Source organism: Nonomuraea sp. B208, from assembly GCF_057536035.1.
In genome coordinates, this window is sequence record NZ_BAAJOU010000021.1 from 332,541 (window position 1) to 351,934 (window position 19,394).

Genomic DNA, 19,394 nt, shown 5'->3' on the forward strand with positions numbered 1-19,394 from the left:
TTTAGTGCTGTGAGCGAAGAACTTCCCGAGCAGATGCGGATCCGGAGGGAGAAGCTCGACCGCCTTCGCAGTGAGGGCGTCGATCCTTACCCGGTGAATTTCCCCCGTACGGCGACCAACGCCGAGGTCAGGGAGAAATACCAGGGCCTTGAGCCCGACACCGCCACGGGCGAGAGCGTGTCGGTGGCCGGTCGCGTCATGCTCAGCCGCGTCGGCGGGAAGCTCTGCTTCGCCACCCTCCGCGACGGCGAGGCCGACCTGCAGGTCATGATCTCCCTCGACCGGGTGGGCGAGGAGTCGCTGGCCCGCTGGAAGCGCGACGTCGACCTCGGCGACCACGTCGGCATCACCGGCGAGGTCATCACCTCGCGGCGCGGCGAGCTGTCCGTGCTCGCCGACGACTGGCAGATCACCGCCAAGTGCCTGCGTCCGCTGCCGGAGAAGCACGTCGGCCTCACCGACCCCGAGGCCCGCGTACGCCAGCGCTACGTCGACCTCATCGTCAACGACGAGGCCAGGAAGATGGCCCGCGTCCGCAGCGCCACCGTGCGCGCGGTGCGCGAGTTCTGGCACGAGGAGGGCTACCTCGAGGTCGAGACGCCGATGTTGCAGCCGATCCACGGCGGCGCGGCGGCCCGGCCCTTCCGCACCCACATCAACGCCTACGACATGGAGCTCTATCTGCGCATCGCGATCGAGCTCTATCTCAAGCGGCTCGTGGTCGGCGGCGTCGAGAAGGTCTTCGAGATCAACCGCAACTTCCGCAACGAGGGCGCCGACTCGACGCACAACCCCGAGTTCACCATGCTCGAGGCGTACGGCACCTACCTCGACTATCACGACATCGCCGACCTGACGCAGCGGATGTACCAAAAGGCCGTCGTGGCCGCCCTGGACACCACGGTCGTCGTGCACGACGGCGTCGAGATCGACCTCGGCATGGCCGAGTGGCCCCGGGCGACGCTCTACGGCCTGGTCTCCGAGGCCGTCGGCGAGGAGATCACCACCTCCACCACGCTGGAGGAGCTCCGCAAGATCGCCGACCGGCGCGAGGTCCACTGGGACCCGAAGTGGGGCTCGGGCAAGCTCGTGCAGGAGCTGTTCGAGGCGCTGGTGGAGCACACGCTGGTGCAGCCGACGTTCGTCATGGACTATCCGCTGGAGACCTCGCCGCTGGCCCGCCTCCACCGCGACAACCCGCTGCTCACCGAGAAGTGGGACCTCATCGGCTTCGGCACCGAGCTGGGCACCGGCTACTCCGAGCTCAACGACCCGATCGACCAGCGGCACCGGCTGGTGGAGCAGTCACTGCTCGCCGCCGGCGGCGACCCCGAGGCGATGCAGCTCGACGAGGACTTCCTGGCGGCCCTCGAGTACGGCATGCCGCCCACGGGCGGCATGGGCGCGGGCATCGACCGGATGATCATGGCGTTCACCGGCAAGAACATCCGCGAGACGATCCTGTTCCCGCTGGTGAAGCCCACTCACTGACGATTGAGCCGCACGGGGAGCCGCGCGAGCCCCCGCAGCACCAGGTTCGGCTTGTACGGCGGCGCGGGATCGAGCAGCTCCATCCGTGGCGCCGCGACGGCCAGGGCGGAGAGCGCGATCTCGCCCTCCATCCTGGCCAGCGTCGCCCCGAGACAGAAGTGGATGCCGAGCCCGAAGGCGAGATGCCGCCCCGGCTCACGAGCGCCATCCGAGCGGGTGGCGTCGGAGCGGCTGAGGTCGGATCGGCCGGGGTCGGAGCGGCTGAGGTCGGGTCGGCCGGGGTCGGGTCGGCCGGGGTCGGATCGGGTGGGGTCGAGGTGGTCGGGGTCGGGGAAGACCGCGGGGTCGCGATTGGCCGCGCCGATCAGCGCGACCACGGCCGTCCCCGCGGGCACCGGCGTCCCGCCGAGCTCCGCGTCGCGCAGCGCCACCCGTCCGGTGAGCTGGACCGGCGGGTCGTAGCGCAGCACCTCCTCGACGACCTGCCGCGGCCGCTCGGCGGCGTACGCGAGCAGGCCGTGCCGGACCAGGGCGAGCACCCCGTTGGCGATGAGGTTGACGGTCGTCTCGTGCCCGGCCACGAGCAGCAGCACGCAGGTGGCCAGCAGCTCGCCCTCGGTCAGCTCCTCGACCCGGGTGAGTGCGCTCAGCAGGTCGTCGCCCGGCTGCCGGCGCCGGAGCTCCAGGAGGTCGCGGAAGTAGTCGCGGAACTCTCTTCCTGACCGCCCGCTCTCCGATATCAGCTCCGCTGTAAGCATCGGGTCAAGGCTGCGGGCGGCCGTCTCGCTCCAGCCCTGGAAGCGCTCGTGATCTTCCGGCGGCACCCCCAGCATCTCGCAGATCACCCTGACCGGCAGCGGGTACGCGAAGCCGGAAACCAGGTCGCCCTCCTCGGGCAGCGCCGCGATCAGCCCGGCGGTGACGGCCTCGACGCGCGGGCGCAGCCGTTCGACCATGCGGGGCGTGAACGCCCTGCTGACCAGACCGCGTAACCGGGTGTGATCGGGCGGATCCATCCGCAGAAATGACTCGACAGGCTGACCTGGATTGACGCGGTTGATGGGACTGGGGCCGTGACCGAAACGCGGATCGCGGAGCATGGCGCCGCACAATTCGTGATCGGTCAGGACGAACAGCCCGGCCGGCGTACGGAAGATCGGCCCGCGTTCGCGCAGCGCGTGGTAGCGCGCATAGGGATCAACCAGAAAGCCGGGGTCCGCGGGATCAAAACCCAGAAGGTCCGCCGAACCCGAAGGGGAGGGTGATGAGCCTCCGGACTGATCAACGAGATCGGTCATCGCGCGTCCAGCATCCGGTCGGCATATGGCGAGTAGGTCACATATACGCGATCATGTCAATAGCGCTCGTCAAGGGCGGGATTTATCACGCTTGACGACCTTTCAGAGATGCGTTTACCTTCTGCGAGACGAGCGGCTTTGGCCCGTTGTGAGGTCCAAATTCTGCTGTTGGGGGGGAGGGCTCCCGATGGAAGTGCTCACTGAAGGCGTTGAGCTGAGCCACGCGGATCTGGCTTTACTCGGCGAGCTGGCCAAGGGCGTCACTGTGGATCGAGTGGGGAGACGTCTGGACATCAGCGGACGCACGGTGCGCCGAAGACTGCGCGGCATCTGCGACCGCATCGGTGTGGCCACGGCCATCGAGGCCGTGGCCTGGGCGGCACGCCGCCATCTCATCTGAAGGGACGCTTGGAGCAAGGGTCACCGGGTCATGCCGGCTCAGTCTGCGATGCGCACCGCGCCCGCGAAGGGCCGGTTGCCGAGCGCGGCCACCCGTACGACGTCGCCGGTGCGCGGGGCGTGCACCATCATGCCCCCGCCGATGTAGATGCCGACGTGGTGCAGGTCGCTGTAGAAGAAGACCAGGTCGCCGGGGCGCATCTCCTCACGGGAGATGTGCCGACCCGCGGTCCACTGGTCGCCGGTGTAGTGCGGCAGCGAGATGCCGACGCGCCTGAAGGCGGCCATGACCAGGCCGGAGCAGTCGTAGGAGCTGGGGCCTCCCGCGCCCCACACGTACGGCTTGAGCTGCTGCGTGAGCGCCCACCTGGCGGCCGCGGCGGCCTTGCCGGTGCCGGGGATCGGCAGGTTGACGCGTACGGCGCGGGTGCCGGGCTGCCCGGCCTCGCCGAGGGCGCGGCGGAAGAGGCTGCTCTCCGTCTTGGCCACGAGGGCGGTGATCTTGTCGCGCTTGGCGTCGAGGTCGGCCACGATCCCGCGCAGCTCCTCCATGCGGGTCTTGGCGCCGGCCTCGGCGCGGGTGGCCGCGTCCATGGCCTTGAGCAGCTGGTTGACCTCTTCGCTCTGCTGCGTCTCCAGCGCGTGGGTGGTCGCGGCCCGGTCGAGGAACTTCTCGGGATCGTCGGACTGCATGAACGTGAGCGAGCGGTTGAGCCCGCCGGTGATGTAGGCGTTCTGGGCGAGCATGACGGCCTTCGCGCGCTTGGCGGCGAGGTCGGCCTGGCTGTCGGCCAAGGTCTGCTGGGCGGAGTCGGCGGCCTTCTTGGCGGTTTTGTACTTCTCCCGCTGGCCGTTGTACTGCTCCGTGAGCGTCTCGATCTCGACGTGCAGCTTCTCGACCCGCTCCGACAGCTCCTTGAGGGAGGGCTTGGGCTCCGCGGACGCTGGGGCGATGGGGGCCGCCAGTAACGCGCCGGCCATCAGGGCCGCCGCTCCGAGGCGGAACGGCCGCCGGAACCGCTCCCGACGGGGGGCGCTCCCGCCCGCCGTCCTCTCGTCCCCACGCGTGCGCGTGCGCTTCACCAACCGACTCCCTTCCTCGACGCCTACCGGGTTAGCTGACGGGTTCGGGCCGGAGGAGCCCTACCGAACGTTTCGGATTCACCCCAGTGATGGCGTGCGGCGGGCGCCATCGGCGGGTCCCCGGCTTCCCTTGCGGGAATTGGGCGTGTCTCCCGCGCGCGACACGCGGGGAACGTCGTCGCTGGACACTAATGCACTCCCGGTTCCTGCTCAACCAGAACTGCTTGATCTGTTGAGGTTTCACAACCGAAGGGTCACAAGGTGATCTCGTGATCAAGCGTACAGGAGAGACTTTATGTCCTTTTTGCCCTTGGTTTTGCCTGACGTCGGCGAACGTCGGACCTGCGCCTGGACAGTCGTACCGGACCCCGGGTACGGGGCGGTTGAGGGAGTTAGGTCCGAGCCGTAATGACATCTGTACTCTGGAGAGCCATGGAGCAGGTGGCCGAGCTGACAGCGCCCGAGACCGCGGTGGTGGTCCGGCGTGCCCGCACGCCCGACGTCCGCGGCATCAGGCGCCTGGTCGACACCTACGCGGGCGCGGGTCCTCGGCTCCTGGAGAAGACCACGGTGACGCTGTACGAGGACGTACAGGAGTTCTGGGTGGCCGATCTCGGCGGGCGGGTCGCCGGCTGCGGCGCCCTGCACGTCCTGTGGGAGGATCTCGCCGAGGTCCGCACGGTCGCCGTCGATCCGGAGTGCCGGGGCATGGGCATCGGCCACCGGATCGTGGAGGCTCTCATACAGCAGGCCAAGGATCTGGGTCTGCGGCGCGTATTCTGTCTCACTTTCGAGATCGAATTCTTCGCCAGGCACGGGTTCCGGCCCATCCAGGGGACACCGGTCTCACCGGAGGTCTACGCCGAACTTCTGGCCTCGTACGACGAGGGTGTGGCCGAGTTCCTCGACCTGGAGCACGTCAAGCCGAACACCCTGGGCAACACCCGCATGCTGCTCCATCTGACATCGGGTGACGCGGACCTTGACCAATTGGAAAGGTGATTGTTGATACCTATGTCGATACGTTGGGCAGCACAGGCATGTGCCCTGACACGTGCCACATGCGCACGCGAAGCGAGGTGACACGGTGAGCACCGGACAGCCGCCGTATCCGCAAGACGAATCCGGCGAGAACTCCGCGCCTGGCAATCCCCCCTACGGCCAGCAGCACCAGGGCCGTCACCCCGGCGAGCCCGACCCCGACGCCACCGTGGTCGGCTACCGCACGGACGACGCCTTCGGCCAGTCCCCCTACAACCAGCAGCAGCCCGGCTACGGCCAGCAGCCCCAGTACGGCCAGCAGCCGGGCTACGGCCAGCAACCGCAGTACGGCCAGCAGCAGGGCTACGGCCAGCAGCCCCAGTACGGCGGCCAGCAGCAGGGCTACGGCCAGCAACCGCAGTACGGCCAGCAGCAGGGCTACGGCCAGCAGCAGGGCTACGGCCAGCAGCCGCAGTCCCAGCCTGACTACGGTCAGCAGGGCTACGGCCAGCAGGGCCAGTCCCAGCCGGGCTACGGCCAGCAGCCCCAGTACGGCCAGCAGCCGCAGTCGCAGCCGGGCTACGGCCAGCAGCCCTCCTCGGGCCAGTACGGCACCCAGCCGGGCTACGGCCAGCAACCGCAGTACGGCCAGCAGCCGCAGTCGCAGCCCGACTACGGCCAGGGCTACGGCCAGCAGCCGCAGTCGCAGCCCGACTACGGCCAGCAGCAGGGCTACGGCCAGCAGCCCCAATACGGTCAGCAGCCGCAGTCCCAGCCTGACTACGGTCAGCAGGGCTACGGCCAGCAGGGCCAGTCCCAGCCGGGATACGGCCAGCAGGGCCAGTCCCAGCCGGGCTACGGCCAGCAGTACGGCGACCAGCAGTACGGTCAGCAGGGCTACGGCCAGCAGCAAGGCTACGGACAGCAGGGCTACGGCCAGCAGCAGGGCTATGGCCAGCCCGGCTACGGCCAGCCGGTCGGCGTCCAGCCGCCCGGCGCGCCCGCCCCGCTCGCCGAGTGGTGGCAGCGCCTGGTGGCCAGGTTGATCGACGGCGTCATCCTGTTCGTCATCAACTTCGTCGTGGGCCTGATCCTCGGCATCTTCTTCGTGGCGAGCTACAGCTCGCTCGACGGCACCAGCAGCGGCATCGGCACGTCGTTCCTCGCCAGCATCCTGGCGGCGCTCGTCGCGGCGGCCCTCTGGGTGGCTTACGACTTCTTCCTGCTGAAGATGAGCGGCCAGACCGTCGGCAAGATGGTGATGGGCATCAAGGTCGTCCTCGTCGGCCAGCCCATGCCCCCCAAGGGCCTGCCGAACGACGCCGCGCTCAAGCGGGCCGGCGTCACGTGGGGCTGGTGGGTGTTCAACGCCATCCCGCTGCTCGGCTGGGTGCTCGCCTACGCGGGCGTGGGAGTCAACGGCGCATCCCAGCTCTGGGACAAGCCGTTGCAGCAGACGTTCGCCGACAAGGTCGCGCGTACGGTGGTCGTGAAGATCAAGTAGTCCGCGCGGGACGCGAACCTGGGGGCCGGCTTACCGCCGGCCCCTATGTTTTGCCCGCCGGGCCGTACCAGAATGGGGACACCCGCACTCCCCATTCGGGGCCGCCGACGACGCGAGGTGGAGGTTATGACCGGGACCGCGCCGCGAGCGGACACGCTGCCGGCGGAATGGTGGGAACGCCTCGGCGCCCGGCTGATTGAGGGGCTCGTCTTCGGGGTCTTCTATTACATTCTGTTCATCGCGCTCTGGGGCGTCTTCCGGACTGTCGGGTTGTTGGAGCTGTTCGACGGCAGGCTGCCCGGTGTGGGCGCCTCCCTGGCCGTCGGAGCCGGTTATACCGGCTACGACTGGTGGGCCCATTCCCGCGGGGGCCGGACGTTCGGCAAGGCGATCATGCGGATTCGCCTGTCCCCCGAGGCGCCGGCGTCCAGGGCGGCGCTGAAACGGGCCCTGGTCTATCCGGGCGCGCTCATGCTGATCGGCATTCCGGTGGTCAATCTCCTGGCCGGAATGCTGCTGTTCGCGGTGGGGCTGCTGATCCTGATGGACAAGCCGCTGGAGCGCGGCCCGCACGACCGGCTGGCCGGAACGCGTGTGGTAAAAGATCTTCGCTGAGCCTTCCACACCTGGGCGGATGCCTTTCGCAAAATTTCCGCTTGATCCGGTAAGGAGTCTGGAGAGACTGCCATTAGGCTATGGGGCGTCCGGGTTGCCGGATGTCGGCGCCCCTGAGACTCGCAGGGCATGTGTGTGCCGCTATGGTCAGTTGCGGGCGGTTGCCGCCGTACGCTGCACTGGGGTCACGCTCCTCCGGGCAGCGGCCCCGGGCGCATATAGCGCCCTCGAAACCCCGTCAGCCGTGGAGGCGAGGACGAATGGAAGCCCTAACAGATGTATTGTCAGCGCTCATCCCCCCGGCCGTGGTCGCCGGAGCCTTCATCTTTGGCGTGGTGAAGTTGGTCCGCCACGAGGGCGCCGGGCGCCGGCCTAAGGCTCAGCAGCCCGCCGAGAAGCAGAACTGATCGGCCAGTCAGCGAATCCCCGCTGTGCTGAATTGTCTCCGCGCCTTTTCGGGTATATGTTTGGGCAGGCGAATGAAACAATGCCCGCGAAAGGATTGCGTAGATGGCCAAGCACATCCAGGAGATTCTCATCGATGACCTCGATGGGGGCGAGGCCAATGAGACGGTCAGCTTCGCTATTGACGGCTCCTCCTATGAGATTGACCTCAGCGACCTTAACGCCAAGAAGCTGAGGGACGCGCTCTCGCCTTTCGTGCAGCACGCGCGCCGGGCGGGCGCCACCACCACGCGTCGTCGCACCCGCGGCGGCAACCGTGCGATGACCCGGGAGAAGAGCTCGGAGATCCGGCAGTGGGCCAAGTCCCGCGGCCTGCCGGTCAGCGAGCGCGGCCGTATCGCCTCCACCGTCGTCGAGCAGTACGAGGCGGCTCACTGAAAGAGTCGTCGCTCGACCGTGCGCTTATGCCGTTCGCCTTGGACCCCGGCGGCCGCCATAAGCGCATGATCGTATTCAGGGGCGTCTCGAATGGTGGAACGCCCCAGAGGACGATCTGCTGATGCGCTCACATATGCGGGCGTTTTGATCGGCTGTCGCGGCTGGTGTCGGCCGCCGATTCGCCGGCCGCGCCCGCATATGTGAAGCGTCGTCCCCGGCCTGCTCCAAAGCCGAAAGGCCCCCGCTGCCCGTTCGTCCGGGCATGCACGCGGGCTCCTCCACCGCGTTCCTCGCCTGTTCCTCGTGCTGTTCCTCCCGCTGTTCCTCGCGGGTGTTCCTGAGTAAAAGCTGGGAAGCGTCTGCGAGAGGCGGGGCAAAACCGGCTTGGCGGGGCGGGTGCGCACAATGCCCGGTCCCCACGCGCCCGCGTGATGAGGCCGGTAACCCGGCTGACCGGATGAGCTTTTGCGACGGGAGCGGTAGGTGCCGGGTCATGCTCAGGGCGTAGTGACCGCGCTTGGCCATCCCCGCCACACGACATAGGATGATTACGCATGAGAAACGGACGCGGCATCATCGGCGATGCGGCGGGCGCGACCCCTTCGCCGGGCCGCACGCCCGGGCGTCCGGCGGCCGATCCGTGTCGATCTGCATACGCCGCGGCGGCAATTCGGTGTCGTCTCCCCGTAGCGGCCTAAACATCGTTCGCTTGCGGCGTATCGGGAACACGTGACCCCCGAACAGTAGTTGGATAGAGGGTGAACGCCCTGCTCTCGGGGAACGTCTCTGCTATAGAGCGTGTCAGAGGCGAGTGGGCACGGTTCGCCGAGCCAGGGCTAGCATGCGGGAGGACGGGACCGGATTTACCGGCCCTGACTGACCGCTCTGTGAGGAGCGACGAGATGTTCGAGAGGTTCACCGACCGAGCGAGGCGTGTTGTCGTCTTGGCCCAAGAAGAGGCCAGGATGCTCAACCACAACTACATCGGCACTGAGCACATTCTTCTTGGTTTGATCCACGAAGGTGAGGGCGTTGCCGCCAAGGCTCTGGAGAGCCTGGGCATCAGCCTTGAGGGTGTGCGCCAGCAGGTCGAGGAGATCATCGGCCAGGGCCAGTCGGCTCCGTCGGGGCACATTCCCTTCACCCCGCGGGCCAAGAAGGTCCTCGAGCTGTCGCTCCGTGAGGCTCTGCAGCTGGGCCACAACTACATCGGCACCGAGCACATCCTGCTCGGGCTCATCCGTGAGGGTGAGGGTGTGGCGGCCCAGGTGCTGGTCAAGCTTGGAGCTGATCTCAACCGTGTCCGGCAGCAGGTGATCCAGTTGCTGCACGGTTACCAGGGCAAGGAGCCGGCGGCCGCGGGCGGCCCCCAGGAGTCGGCCCCGTCCACGTCCCTGGTGCTCGACCAGTTCGGCCGCAACCTGACCCAGGCGGCCCGCGAGGGCAAGCTGGATCCGGTCATCGGCCGTGAGAAGGAGATCGAGCGGGTCATGCAGGTCCTCTCCCGGAGGACCAAGAACAACCCCGTTCTCATCGGCGAGCCCGGCGTCGGCAAGACCGCCGTCGTCGAGGGCCTGTCGCAGAAGATCGTCAGGGGCGAGGTGCCCGAGACGCTGAAGGACAAGCAGCTCTACACGCTTGACCTCGGCGCCCTGGTCGCCGGCTCCCGTTACCGCGGCGACTTCGAAGAGCGCCTGAAGAAGGTGCTCAAGGAGATCCGCACGCGCGGCGACATCATCCTGTTCATCGACGAGCTGCACACGCTCGTGGGTGCGGGCGCCGCGGAGGGCGCGATCGACGCCGCCAGCATCCTCAAGCCGATGCTGGCCCGCGGCGAGCTGCAGACGATCGGCGCGACCACGCTCGACGAATACCGCAAATACCTTGAGAAGGACGCCGCGCTCGAGCGCCGCTTCCAGCCGATCCAGGTGGCCGAGCCCTCGCTCAGCCACACGATCGAGATCCTCAAGGGTCTGCGTGACCGCTACGAGGCGCACCACCGCGTGTCCATCACGGACGACGCGCTGGTGGCCGCGGCGCAGCTGGCCGACCGCTACATCAGCGACCGCTACCTGCCCGACAAGGCGATCGACCTCATCGACGAGGCCGGCTCCCGGATGCGCATCCGCCGGATGACCGCTCCGCCGGACCTGCGCGAGTACGACGAGAAGATCGCCAACGTGCGTCGCGACAAGGAGTCCGCGATCGACGCGCAGGACTTCGAGAAGGCGGCCGCTCTCCGCGACCAGGAGAAGCAGCTCCAGCTCAAGCGCGAGCGCCGGGAGAAGGAGTGGAAGGCCGGCGACATGGACGTCGTGGCCGAGGTCACCCAGGAGCTCATCGCCGAGGTCCTGGCGACCGCCACCGGCATCCCGGTCTTCAAGCTGACCGAGGAGGAGTCGCAGCGCCTGCTCCGCATGGAGGACGAGCTCCACAAGCGGATCATCGGCCAGGACGACGCCATCAAGGGCCTGTCGCGGTCCATCCGGCGCACCCGCGCCGGGCTGAAGGACCCGCGCCGTCCCGGCGGCTCGTTCATCTTCGCCGGCCCCTCGGGCGTCGGCAAGACCGAGCTGTCCAAGGCTCTGGCGGAGTTCCTCTTCGGTGACGAGGACGCGCTGATCAGCCTGGACATGTCGGAGTTCATGGAGAAGCACACCGTCTCGCGGCTGTTCGGCTCGCCTCCCGGCTACGTCGGCTACGAGGAGGGCGGCCAGCTCACCGAGAAGGTGCGGCGCAAGCCGTTCTCCGTGGTCCTGTTCGACGAGATCGAGAAGGCCCACCCCGACATCTTCAACTCGCTGCTGCAGATCCTGGAGGACGGTCGCCTGACCGACGCCCAGGGTCGCGTGGTCGACTTCAAGAACACGGTCATCATCATGACCACCAACCTCGGCACCCGTGACATCTCCAAGGGCATCGGGGTCGGGTTCGCGAAGTCCAACGACACCGAGTCCAACTACGAGCGGATGAAGGCGAAGGTCCAGGAGGAGCTCAAGCAGCACTTCCGGCCCGAGTTCCTCAACCGTGTCGACGACATCGTGGTCTTCCACCAGCTCACGCCGGTCGAGATCATCCAGATCGTGGATCTGATGCTCGCCCAGGTCGACGCGAGGCTGAAGGACCGCGACATGGGGCTCGAGGTCTCGCAGGAGGCCAAGCAGCTGCTGGCCGACCGCGGCTACGACCCGGTGATGGGCGCCCGGCCGCTGCGCCGGACCATCCAGCGCGAGCTGGAGGACTCCCTGTCCGAGAAGATCCTCTACGGCGAGCTCCGTCCGGGGCAGGTCGTGAAGGTGACGATCGAGGGCGAGGGCGACGAGGCCAAGTTCATCTTCCGGGGCGAGACGTCCTCGAAGGTGCCCGACTCGGCGGCGGCCATCGCGGCTCCGATCCAGCACTGACCCGTCCGGCGCTCCGGCGCCGGCGTGACACCGGAGAGCTCCCGTGTGCTTCGTCACACGGGAGCTTTTCGCGTCTCCGGGGTGCGGCGCTCTGTGGCATCGTGTGGCGTCACAGGTCACGGACGTGAGGAGTTCGTCGCCACCCGGGTCGGGGAGCGCTCTCCGTGGCTCCTGGGGCCGGCCAGTGCCCCTTTCCGGGCGTCGGCTCGCCCGTCGTCACCACGTCGTTGCGTAATTGTTGGATGACCGGGTATCCCGCCACCGGTGGTAGTACTACACTGCGTAGAGTAGAGCCAAGTCTCATCCAAGTGAGCCGCAAGAGCGCGTCCCTAACGTGGGGGCCTGCTCCCCGGGGAGTAGTCAGGAATCAACTCTGGGCGGACGCCGGCGGGACCCGCGAGCAGGCATGCTCGACGAGGTCCGGCACGTCCGAGGCGGGCGACGGACACACATAAGCAAGCCGTGGAGGAAACCGATGCGCCTGCGTCACGATGACGGAACGCTCGTTCACCTCGCCTACAACGCAGGCGTCCATCCCGCTGAAGACCTGGAGAACCTGATCGCCCATCTCACTCGCTACGCCGTGCCGGTGCGCAAGCGGCTCGGCGTGGAGCGGATGGGCATCGGCCTGTGGCTGTCGCCGAGCGTCGCCGACCACCTCACCGCCGACCGCATCGAGCTCGTCCGGCTGCGCCGCTCCCTGGAGGAGCGCGGTCTGGAGGTCGTGAGCCTCAACGGCACCGGCGGCCGCAACCAGGAGGTCCCCGGCCCCGACTGGGCCAAGCCCGAGCGCTACCGCTACACCATGGCGCTGGCCCGCATCCTCGCGTTCCTGCTGCCTGAGGACGTACGTTTCGGCAGCATCTCGACCATACCGATCGGCTGGCGGCGTGACTGGCCGGCCGACCTGCACAGCATCGCCACCCGCCGCCTGGAGCGGCTGGCCCGCGAGCTGCGCGGCATCCACAGCGTCACCGGCAAGACGATCCGCGTCGGCTTCGAGCCGTGGCCCGGCTGCGTGCTGGAGACCACCGAGCAGGCGCTGGAGCGGGTCGGCGGCATCGACTCCGAGCATCTCGGCGTGTGCCTGGACGCCTGCCACCTCGCCTCCGGCGACGAGGAGCCGGGCGCGGCGCTCAAGAACCTGGCCGCGGCCGGGGCGCCGGTCGTCAAGCTCGGCCACGTGCACAACCACACCGGCCGGACGTCCAGCACCGGCGAGGTGCTGCACGACACGCTGACGGCCATGCTGTCGGGCGCGGTCAGCGGCAGCGCCCACATCGAGGTCGAGACGCACAACCTGGCCGTGCCGGGACGCGCCAAGGGGCCGGGGGCGCTGGTGTCGCTGCTGGCCGAGGAGCTGGACTGGGCCCGCAGCAACCTGACCGGCCTGGGCCTCCAGCTGGCCGCCTGACCTCACTCAGAGTGAGGTGAACCAGGCGGGCGTGTCCAGCCGCCACGGATTGGCCGGCGTGACCTTGCGCAGGTCGGCCTCCAGCGCCCGCAGCCGCTCCACGCCCAGCTCGGCGGCCCAGCGGGCGCGGAGCTCGTCGAAGATGCGGGCCGAGCGGTGGAGCGCATCCATCCCGTACGGCGTCAGCCGTACGATCTTGCGCCGGCTGTCGTGCGGATCGGTGGCGCGCTCCACGTAGCCGACGCGCTCCAGCGACTCGACGGTCTTGCCGGCCGCCTGCTTGGAGACGCCCAGCGCGCGGCCCAGCTCGACGGCCGTCGTGCCGGCGGGGCCGATGGCCTGCATGACGAATCCGTGCATGGGTCTGATGTGGGGGTGTCCCTGCCGGGACAGCTCGGCGTGCAGCTCGTCGATGAGCGCCCGGAACGCCAGCAGCAGGCGCAGCGGCAACTCGAACCCAGGGGCGTCGCTTGACACAATAGACAACCTGATTGACTATATTGATGGACAACGTGGTTGCCTATCCTAAGGGGTTTCCCGCATGACCGTCATTCGTGCCGCCGACGCGCGGCGTACCGAGACACCCGGCGGCGTCATGACGACCTTCGCCTCGCCCACCCAGGGAGCGGCCGGGCGGTCGCTCTGGCGCGTGGAGGCCAAGCCCGGCGTGGCGGGGCCGCTCCACGACTTCGACGTCGAGCAGGTGTGGAGCTGGCTCGACGGGGCGGCGACCGTCGAGCTCGGCGAGGAGAGCTTCGCCGTGGCGGCGGGCGACACCGTCGTCATGCCGGCGCGCACGCCGCGTCGCGTCACCGCCGGCCCGGACGCCGGCTACACCGCCGTCGTCACCGCCCGGGCCGGCGCCCGTGCCATGTCCGCCGACGGGGCCGACCTCGGCACCCCGCCGTGGATCGCGTGAAAGGGAGGATGCCCGTGTCTGTCGTGCCGAACGCCGAATGCCGGCGTACCGAGACGCCCAACGGCGTGATGACCACGCTCGCCTCCCCGACGCAGGGGCAGGCGGAGCAGGCCGTGTGGCGGGTGGACGCCCGTCCCGGCATGGAGGGGCCGGTGCACGCCTTCGACGCCGAGGTGCTGTGGACGTGGCTCGACGGGGCCGCGGTGGTGGAGCTGGGCGAGGAGCGCCACGAGGTCGCGGCGGGGGACACGATGGTGCTGCCCGCGGACGTGAGCCGGCGGATGTTCGCCGATCCGGTGCGGGGGTTCGTGTCGATCGTGACCGCCCCGGCCGGGACGAAGGTCTACAACCCGGACGGCACATCCGCCCCGGACGCCTGCGACCTGGCCCCGAAGGGCTCCGAACGCCTGGTGCCGCCCTGGGTCAGCTGACCCTGAAGGTCAGGCGTGGGGGAGGCGGTAGGTGTCGTCGTCGAGGGCTTCGGCCAGGCCGTCGGCGATGAGGCCGTCCAGGGCGCGTTCGCGCTGGACCGCGTCGTCCCACACCACGTCGAGCGCCGCCTTCGGCACCGGGCCGTGGGCCTCGCGCAGCACCGCCAGCAGCCGCCCCCGGCACTGGCGGTCGGTGCCGGCGTAGGTCTGGCCCTTGCGCGCGGGGCCGGCGTGCGGCGGCTTGCCCGCCAGCCGCCAGGCGCACACGTCGGCGATGGGGCAGTCGGCGCAGCGCGGCGCGCGGGCCGAGCACACCAGGGCGCCCAGCTCCATCACCGCCACACCCCAGCGGGCCGCGCCCAGCTCGGGCAGCAGGGACTCGGCGAGCCGCCGTTCGGCCGCCGAGGTGGCCGTAGGAGGGTATTCCTCGGCGCGTACGGCCCTGGCGAACACCCTCCGGACGTTGGTGTCCAGCACCGCGTGCCGTCCGCCGTAGGCGAAGCTGGCGACCGCGGCCGCTGTGTACTCGCCGATGCCCGGCAGGGCCAGCAGCGTCGCGTGATCGGCGGGCACCTCGCCGCCGTGCTCGTCGGTGATCGCCCGGGCGCAGGCGTGCAGGCGCAGCGCCCGCCGCGGGTAGCCGAGCCTTCCCCAGTGCCGGACCGCCTCGCCCGGCTGCTCGGCCGCGAGATCCTTGGGGGCCGGCCAGCGTTCCATCCACTCGTGCCAGACGGGCAGGACGCGGACGACCGGGGTCTGCTGCAGCATGATCTCGCTGACCAGCACCCCCCAGGGCGTGGCGTCAGCGGCCCGCCAGGGGAGGTCTCTCGCGTTGTCTTCGTACCAACTGAGGACAGCGTTGTGCAGAAGATGAGGCTCAACCACGCCGACAAGGGTATGCCGATGGGAATGACCTCGGCGTGTCGTCACCCTGAGTGACCTTCTGGTTACCATGCTGGGTCTCATGGATCCGGAGACGATGCGTGGCGACGGCGGTGACGTTTACTGGCGGCGCCGGATGAGCGTGCTGGTGGCGGTGCTCGTCGTGGTGGCCGTGGTGGCCTGGGCGTGCTCCAGCGGGGGCAAGGGCGGGCCGGAGCAGAGCTCCTCTGAGGCCAAGGTCTCACCCAGCGTCTCGCCGGCGGTCGACCCGCTGCTGGCCGGGCTGCGTACGCTCGCCATGGGCACCGCCACCCCCTCGCCCACGCCCAGCGCGCGACGGCCGAGCCCGTCGCCCAGCCGCGTCAGGCGGGCGGGCGCGCCCTGCGCCGAGGAGGACCTCGTGCTGAGCCTGCAGGGGGGCAAGGACCAGATCTACGCGGGCGGCTCCCGGCCGTCCTTCATCGTCACGCTCGTCAACACGGGGCCCGTGATGTGCAGGGCCGACGTCGGGCCGCGGGCCATGGAGATCCGCATCATGTCCGGCCAGGACCGCATCTGGTCGACGGCCGACTGCGTGAGCGGGGCCGGCGAGGACGTCGCCGAGCTGCAGCGCGGGGTGCCGTACGTGCGGACGCTGAACTGGGACAGGAAGCGCTCCAGCGCCGACTGCCGCGCCACGCCGCCGCCCGCGCTGCCCGGCACGTACGTCGCCATGGCCCGCTTCGGCAAGCTCCGCAGCCCCAAGGGCGTCTTCCACCTCCGGTGACGCCCGTCGCCGGTCAGACGTAGCGTTCGAGTATCGAGGACTCGGCGAGGCGGGAGAGGCCCTCGCGGACGCTGCGCGCGCGGGACTCGCCGACCCCGCCCACGGCCTGCAGGTCGTCGATGCTGGCCGCGAGCAGCTTCTGCAGCCCGCCGAAGTGGTTGACCAGCCGGTCGACGACGGTGGCGGGCAGGCGGGGGACCTTGGCGAGCAGCCGGAAGCCGCGCGGGCTGACCGGGCTGTCGAGCTTGTCGGCCCCGTGCCCCAGGACGTGGGCGACCGCCGACAGGTCGAGCAGGTCGGCGCCGGAGAGCTGGTCGAGGTCGTGCATGGCCTCGGGCAGCCGCTTGTGGCGCCGGCCCGAAGGCGCGGGGAGGTAGTCGCGCACGACCAGCTCCCGCTCGGAGTCGACCCCGGCCACCAGCTCGTCGAGCTGCAGGGACAGCAGCCGCCCGTCGGTGCCGAGCTCGACGACGTAGCCCTTGATCTCGTCGGAGATGCGCCGCACCATCTCCAGCCGCTGCGCGACGGCGGCGACGTCGCGGACGGTGACGAGGTCCTCGATCTCCAGGGCCGACAGCGTGCCGGAGACCTCGTCGAGACGGTGCTTGTAGCGTTCGAGCGTGGCGAGGGCCTGGTTGGCCTTGGACAGGATGGCCGCCGACTCCTCCAGGACGTAGCGGATGCCGTCGAGGTAGAGGGCGATGATGCGCATCGACTTGCTGATCGCGATGATGGGCAGGCCGGTCTGCCGGGCCACGCGCTGGGCGGTGCGGTGGCGGGTGCCGGACTCGTCGGTGGGGATGGCCGGGTCGGGCACGAGGTGCACGGCGGCGCGTACGATCTTGTCGTCGCCGCTGATCACGATGGCGCCGTCCATCTTGGCGAGCTCGCGCAGCCGGGTCGCCGAGAAGTCGACGTCGAGGGTGAACCCGCCGCTGCAGACCGCTTCGACGTCGTCGTTGTAGCCGAGAACGATCAGCCCGCCGGTGGACCCGCGCAGGATGCGCTCCAGGCCGTCGCGCAGGGGCGTGCCCGGCGCCACCGCCGCCAGAGCTTCGCGCCGGCGGTCGTCCAGACTCCTATCCACCTGACCCCCGTGTCGATCGGTCACGCCCAGCTTAGCGGCGCTATGTGACGTGTGTGAGTGCGTCCCAGACGTTCTCCGCCTGGACGACCTCGAACCCGGGGGCGAACGCGACGGGCCCGACGGGCACGAGCGCGCGCTGGCCGTTGTGCCTGCGGGTGCCGTCCTCCAGCGACCCCGCGGGGACGAGCGCCCGCTTGAAGCCGAGCCGGGCGGCCTCGTTGAGCCGCCTGCGGACGTCCTTGACCGGCCGCAGCTCGCCGGCCAGGCCGACCTCGCCGAGCGCCACCAGCCCGGGGGGCAGCGGCTTGTCGCCGGCGGCGCTCGCCACCGCGAGCATGACCGACAGGTCGACCGCGGGGTCGGCCAGCTTGATGCCGCCGACGGTGGCGGTGAAGACGTCGCAGCCGCCGAGGCGGGCGTTGAGCCGCCGCTCCAGGACGGCGAGGATCATCTGCACGCGGAAGGTGTCGAGGCCGGAGGAGGTGCGCCGGGGCTGCTGCGCCTCGGTGCGCGCCACCAGGGCCTGCACCTCGGCGGGCAGCGGCCGGGTGCCCTCGACGGTGACGGTGACGCAGGTGCCCGGCACCGGCTCGGTGCGCCGGGAGACGAACAGGCCGCTGGGATCGGTGATGCCCTCGATGCCGCGCTCGTGCAGGTCGAAGCAGCCGACCTCGTCAGTGGGGCCGAACCTGTTCTTGATGGCGCGGACCATGCGGAGCCGGGAGTAGCGGTCGCCTTCGAAGTTGAGCACGACGTCGACCAGGTGCTCCAGGGTGCGCGGACCGGCGATGGAGCCTTCCTTGGTGACGTGGCCGACGAGGACGGTGGCCATGTTGCGCTCCTTGGCCAGGCGCACGAGGTTGGCCGCGACCTCGCGGACCTGGGTGACGCCGCCGGGCACGCCGGTGGCCTGCGCGGAGCCGATCGTCTGCACCGAGTCGACGACGAGCAGCGTGGGCTGGACCTTCTCGACGTGGGTGACCAGCGCCGACAGCTCGGTCTCGGCGGCGAGGTAGAGCTGGGGCCTGATGGCGTCGATGCGGTCGGCGCGCAGCCGCACCTGGGCGGAGGACTCCTCGCCGGTGACGTAGAGGACGGTCTCGCGCTCGGCGATGCGGGCGGCGGCCTCCAGCAGCAGCGTGGACTTGCCGATGCCGGGCTCGCCGGCCAGCAGCACGACCGCGCCGGGGACCAGACCGCCGCCGAGCACCCGGTCGAGCTCGCTCACGCCGGTGGTGCGGGCCGTGGCGACCTCGGCCTTGACCTGGCCGATCGGCAAGGCGGGCGCGGTGGTGGCGCCACCCTGGACGATGGTGACGCCGGCCCGGCCGCCCTCCGCGTCGACCGTGCCCCATGCCTGGCACTCGCCGCACCGGCCGACCCACTTGGTGGTGCGCCATCCGCACTCGGCGCAGCGGTAACCGGGCTTCGGGGCAGACGTCTTCGCCATGCCGAGCAGGCTAGCGCCGCGCACCGACAAACGGCTCCGACGATCCGCCCCGACATGCGCGCCAGATCGGGCAGGCCGGGTTAGATCAGGCCCAGGTCGGACTCCAGGAGGCGCTTGGGCTTGGCTCCGACGACCCGCTTGACCGGCTCGCCGTTCTCGAACAGCAGCAGCGTCGGGATGCCCATGACGCCGTACTTGGCCATGATCTCGGGGTTCTCGTCGGTGTTGAGCTTGCCGATGGTGAGGCCGCGCTCGGCCTCGATCTGCTCCAGCACGGGCGCCACCATGCGGCACGGCCCGCACCATTCGGCCCAGAAGTCGACCAGCACCGGCCGGTCGCTCTTGAGCACCTGCTCCTCGAAGTTCTCGGTGGTCAACGTGATCATGTCCTCATCCCCTCACGAAACATCCTGGGCACGACTGGGAGAGCTGGGCGGCGACCTCGGCGCGGCGGCCGAGCAGGACCCGGATCTCGGCGTCGATCTCGTCGAGCTTGCGCTGGTAGACCTCGACGGACTCGGCGCACGAGCCTCCCGTGCTGTGCCCTCTGCGCAGGCAGTCGACGAACGGCCGGGTGTCCTCCAGGGAGAACCCGACCGCGAGCAGGGCGCGGATCTCGGTGACGAGCCGCACGTCCTCCTCGGTGTACTGCCGGTAGCCGTTGGGGCCGCGCCGGGCCTGGAGCAGACCGTGCTGCTCGTAGTACCGGAGCGAACGGGTGCTCGCCCCGGTGCGTTCCGCCAGCTCTCCGATGCGCATGCCCCCACGGTAAACGTTGACACCGGCGTCAAGGGAAGCAGGCCCGCGGCGGCCGTACTCGTTCCTGA

The 19,394-nt window shown here is 69.6% G+C and carries 19 protein-coding genes and 1 riboswitch; of the genes, 11 read left to right on the forward strand and 8 right to left on the reverse strand.

Going from position 1 to position 19,394, the window contains the following annotated elements:
* Positions 1-9: 9 nt before the first annotated feature.
* A complete protein-coding gene (lysX, locus tag AC27IY_RS18490) occupies positions 10-1,491 on the forward strand; it encodes a bifunctional lysylphosphatidylglycerol synthetase/lysine--tRNA ligase LysX (RefSeq protein ID WP_344213575.1) in 1,482 nt (493 codons plus the stop codon).
* On the opposite strand, the gene AC27IY_RS18495 is transcribed toward lysX, so the two are convergent.
* Positions 1,485-2,507, reverse strand: coding sequence for a cytochrome P450 (locus tag AC27IY_RS18495; protein ID WP_487178668.1), 1,023 nt, complete (start codon positions 2,505-2,507; stop codon positions 1,485-1,487). The two genes, lysX and AC27IY_RS18495, sit on opposite strands and share 7 nt — an antisense overlap.
* A gap of 469 nt (positions 2,508-2,976) precedes the next feature.
* On the opposite strand from AC27IY_RS18495, the gene AC27IY_RS18500 reads away from it, so the two are divergent.
* On the forward strand, positions 2,977-3,189 hold the full coding sequence (locus tag AC27IY_RS18500) for a LuxR C-terminal-related transcriptional regulator (RefSeq protein ID WP_091081333.1): 213 nt from the start codon (positions 2,977-2,979) through the stop codon (positions 3,187-3,189).
* A gap of 38 nt (positions 3,190-3,227) precedes the next feature.
* On the opposite strand, the gene AC27IY_RS18505 is transcribed toward AC27IY_RS18500, so the two are convergent.
* Positions 3,228-4,271: a C40 family peptidase gene (locus AC27IY_RS18505; protein ID WP_423477429.1), complete on the reverse strand. Its 1,044-nt coding sequence runs from the start codon at positions 4,269-4,271 to the stop codon at positions 3,228-3,230.
* A gap of 5 nt (positions 4,272-4,276) precedes the next feature.
* Positions 4,277-4,427: riboswitch (cyclic di-AMP (ydaO/yuaA leader) on the reverse strand.
* A 276-nt stretch (positions 4,428-4,703) separates the two neighbouring features.
* Between AC27IY_RS18505 and AC27IY_RS18510 the strand changes: the two genes are divergently transcribed.
* The 6 genes from AC27IY_RS18510 to AC27IY_RS18535 all read left to right on the forward strand — a co-directional run bounded on the left by AC27IY_RS18510 (position 4,704) and on the right by AC27IY_RS18535 (position 13,032).
* On the forward strand, positions 4,704-5,273 hold the full coding sequence (locus AC27IY_RS18510; protein WP_344213568.1) for an amino-acid N-acetyltransferase: 570 nt from the start codon (positions 4,704-4,706) through the stop codon (positions 5,271-5,273).
* Positions 5,274-5,358: 85 nt separating this feature from the next.
* Positions 5,359-6,756, forward strand: coding sequence for an RDD family protein (locus tag AC27IY_RS18515; protein WP_487178670.1), 1,398 nt, complete (start codon positions 5,359-5,361; stop codon positions 6,754-6,756).
* A 126-nt stretch (positions 6,757-6,882) separates the two neighbouring features.
* On the forward strand, positions 6,883-7,371 hold the full coding sequence (locus AC27IY_RS18520; RefSeq protein ID WP_423451936.1) for an RDD family protein: 489 nt from the start codon (positions 6,883-6,885) through the stop codon (positions 7,369-7,371).
* 510 nt (positions 7,372-7,881) lie between these two features.
* The gene (locus tag AC27IY_RS18525; RefSeq protein WP_329588529.1) at positions 7,882-8,214 is read left to right on the forward strand and encodes a histone-like nucleoid-structuring protein Lsr2; all 333 of its coding nucleotides are present in this window, start codon (positions 7,882-7,884) and stop codon (positions 8,212-8,214) included.
* Positions 8,215-9,116: 902 nt separating this feature from the next.
* Positions 9,117-11,618 (forward strand): ATP-dependent Clp protease ATP-binding subunit, encoded by a 2,502-nt coding sequence (locus AC27IY_RS18530; protein ID WP_329588530.1) that lies wholly within the window; start codon positions 9,117-9,119, stop codon positions 11,616-11,618.
* A 475-nt stretch (positions 11,619-12,093) separates the two neighbouring features.
* Positions 12,094-13,032: a sugar phosphate isomerase/epimerase family protein gene (locus tag AC27IY_RS18535; RefSeq protein WP_344213562.1), complete on the forward strand. Its 939-nt coding sequence runs from the start codon at positions 12,094-12,096 to the stop codon at positions 13,030-13,032.
* A 6-nt stretch (positions 13,033-13,038) separates the two neighbouring features.
* On the opposite strand, the gene AC27IY_RS18540 is transcribed toward AC27IY_RS18535, so the two are convergent.
* The gene (locus AC27IY_RS18540; RefSeq protein ID WP_344213560.1) at positions 13,039-13,509 is read right to left on the reverse strand and encodes a MarR family winged helix-turn-helix transcriptional regulator; all 471 of its coding nucleotides are present in this window, start codon (positions 13,507-13,509) and stop codon (positions 13,039-13,041) included.
* A gap of 64 nt (positions 13,510-13,573) precedes the next feature.
* On the opposite strand from AC27IY_RS18540, the gene AC27IY_RS18545 reads away from it, so the two are divergent.
* Together AC27IY_RS18545 and AC27IY_RS18550 are read left to right on the forward strand one after the other, a co-directional pair.
* Entirely contained in the window at positions 13,574-13,951 is a 378-nt protein-coding gene (locus AC27IY_RS18545) for a cupin domain-containing protein (RefSeq protein WP_344213558.1), read from the forward strand.
* Between the two features lie 14 nt (positions 13,952-13,965).
* Positions 13,966-14,382 (forward strand): cupin domain-containing protein, encoded by a 417-nt coding sequence (locus tag AC27IY_RS18550; RefSeq protein ID WP_364462200.1) that lies wholly within the window; start codon positions 13,966-13,968, stop codon positions 14,380-14,382.
* Between the two features lie 9 nt (positions 14,383-14,391).
* Here the strand turns inward: AC27IY_RS18550 and AC27IY_RS18555 are convergent, their stop codons facing one another.
* On the reverse strand, positions 14,392-15,150 hold the full coding sequence (locus tag AC27IY_RS18555; RefSeq protein WP_371248995.1) for an HhH-GPD family protein: 759 nt from the start codon (positions 15,148-15,150) through the stop codon (positions 14,392-14,394).
* 196 nt (positions 15,151-15,346) lie between these two features.
* Here AC27IY_RS18555 and AC27IY_RS18560 point away from each other — a divergent pair, with 196 nt between their 5' ends.
* Positions 15,347-16,030, forward strand: a complete 684-nt coding sequence (locus tag AC27IY_RS18560; protein ID WP_344213552.1) for a hypothetical protein — start codon at positions 15,347-15,349, stop codon at positions 16,028-16,030.
* A gap of 13 nt (positions 16,031-16,043) precedes the next feature.
* Here the strand turns inward: AC27IY_RS18560 and disA are convergent, their stop codons facing one another.
* The 4 genes from disA to AC27IY_RS18580 form a co-directional block, all read right to left on the reverse strand.
* A complete protein-coding gene (gene disA / locus AC27IY_RS18565) occupies positions 16,044-17,117 on the reverse strand; it encodes a DNA integrity scanning diadenylate cyclase DisA (protein WP_344213550.1) in 1,074 nt (357 codons plus the stop codon).
* A 40-nt stretch (positions 17,118-17,157) separates the two neighbouring features.
* Complete coding sequence (gene radA, locus AC27IY_RS18570; RefSeq protein ID WP_487178671.1) at positions 17,158-18,567, reverse strand: DNA repair protein RadA; 1,410 nt, start codon at positions 18,565-18,567, stop codon at positions 17,158-17,160.
* An 80-nt stretch (positions 18,568-18,647) separates the two neighbouring features.
* Positions 18,648-18,953, reverse strand: a complete 306-nt coding sequence (gene trxA, locus AC27IY_RS18575; RefSeq protein WP_364462191.1) for a thioredoxin — start codon at positions 18,951-18,953, stop codon at positions 18,648-18,650.
* 4 nt (positions 18,954-18,957) lie between these two features.
* Complete coding sequence (locus AC27IY_RS18580) at positions 18,958-19,326, reverse strand: MerR family transcriptional regulator (RefSeq protein WP_344213544.1); 369 nt, start codon at positions 19,324-19,326, stop codon at positions 18,958-18,960.
* Between the last annotated feature and the right edge of the window lie 68 nt (positions 19,327-19,394).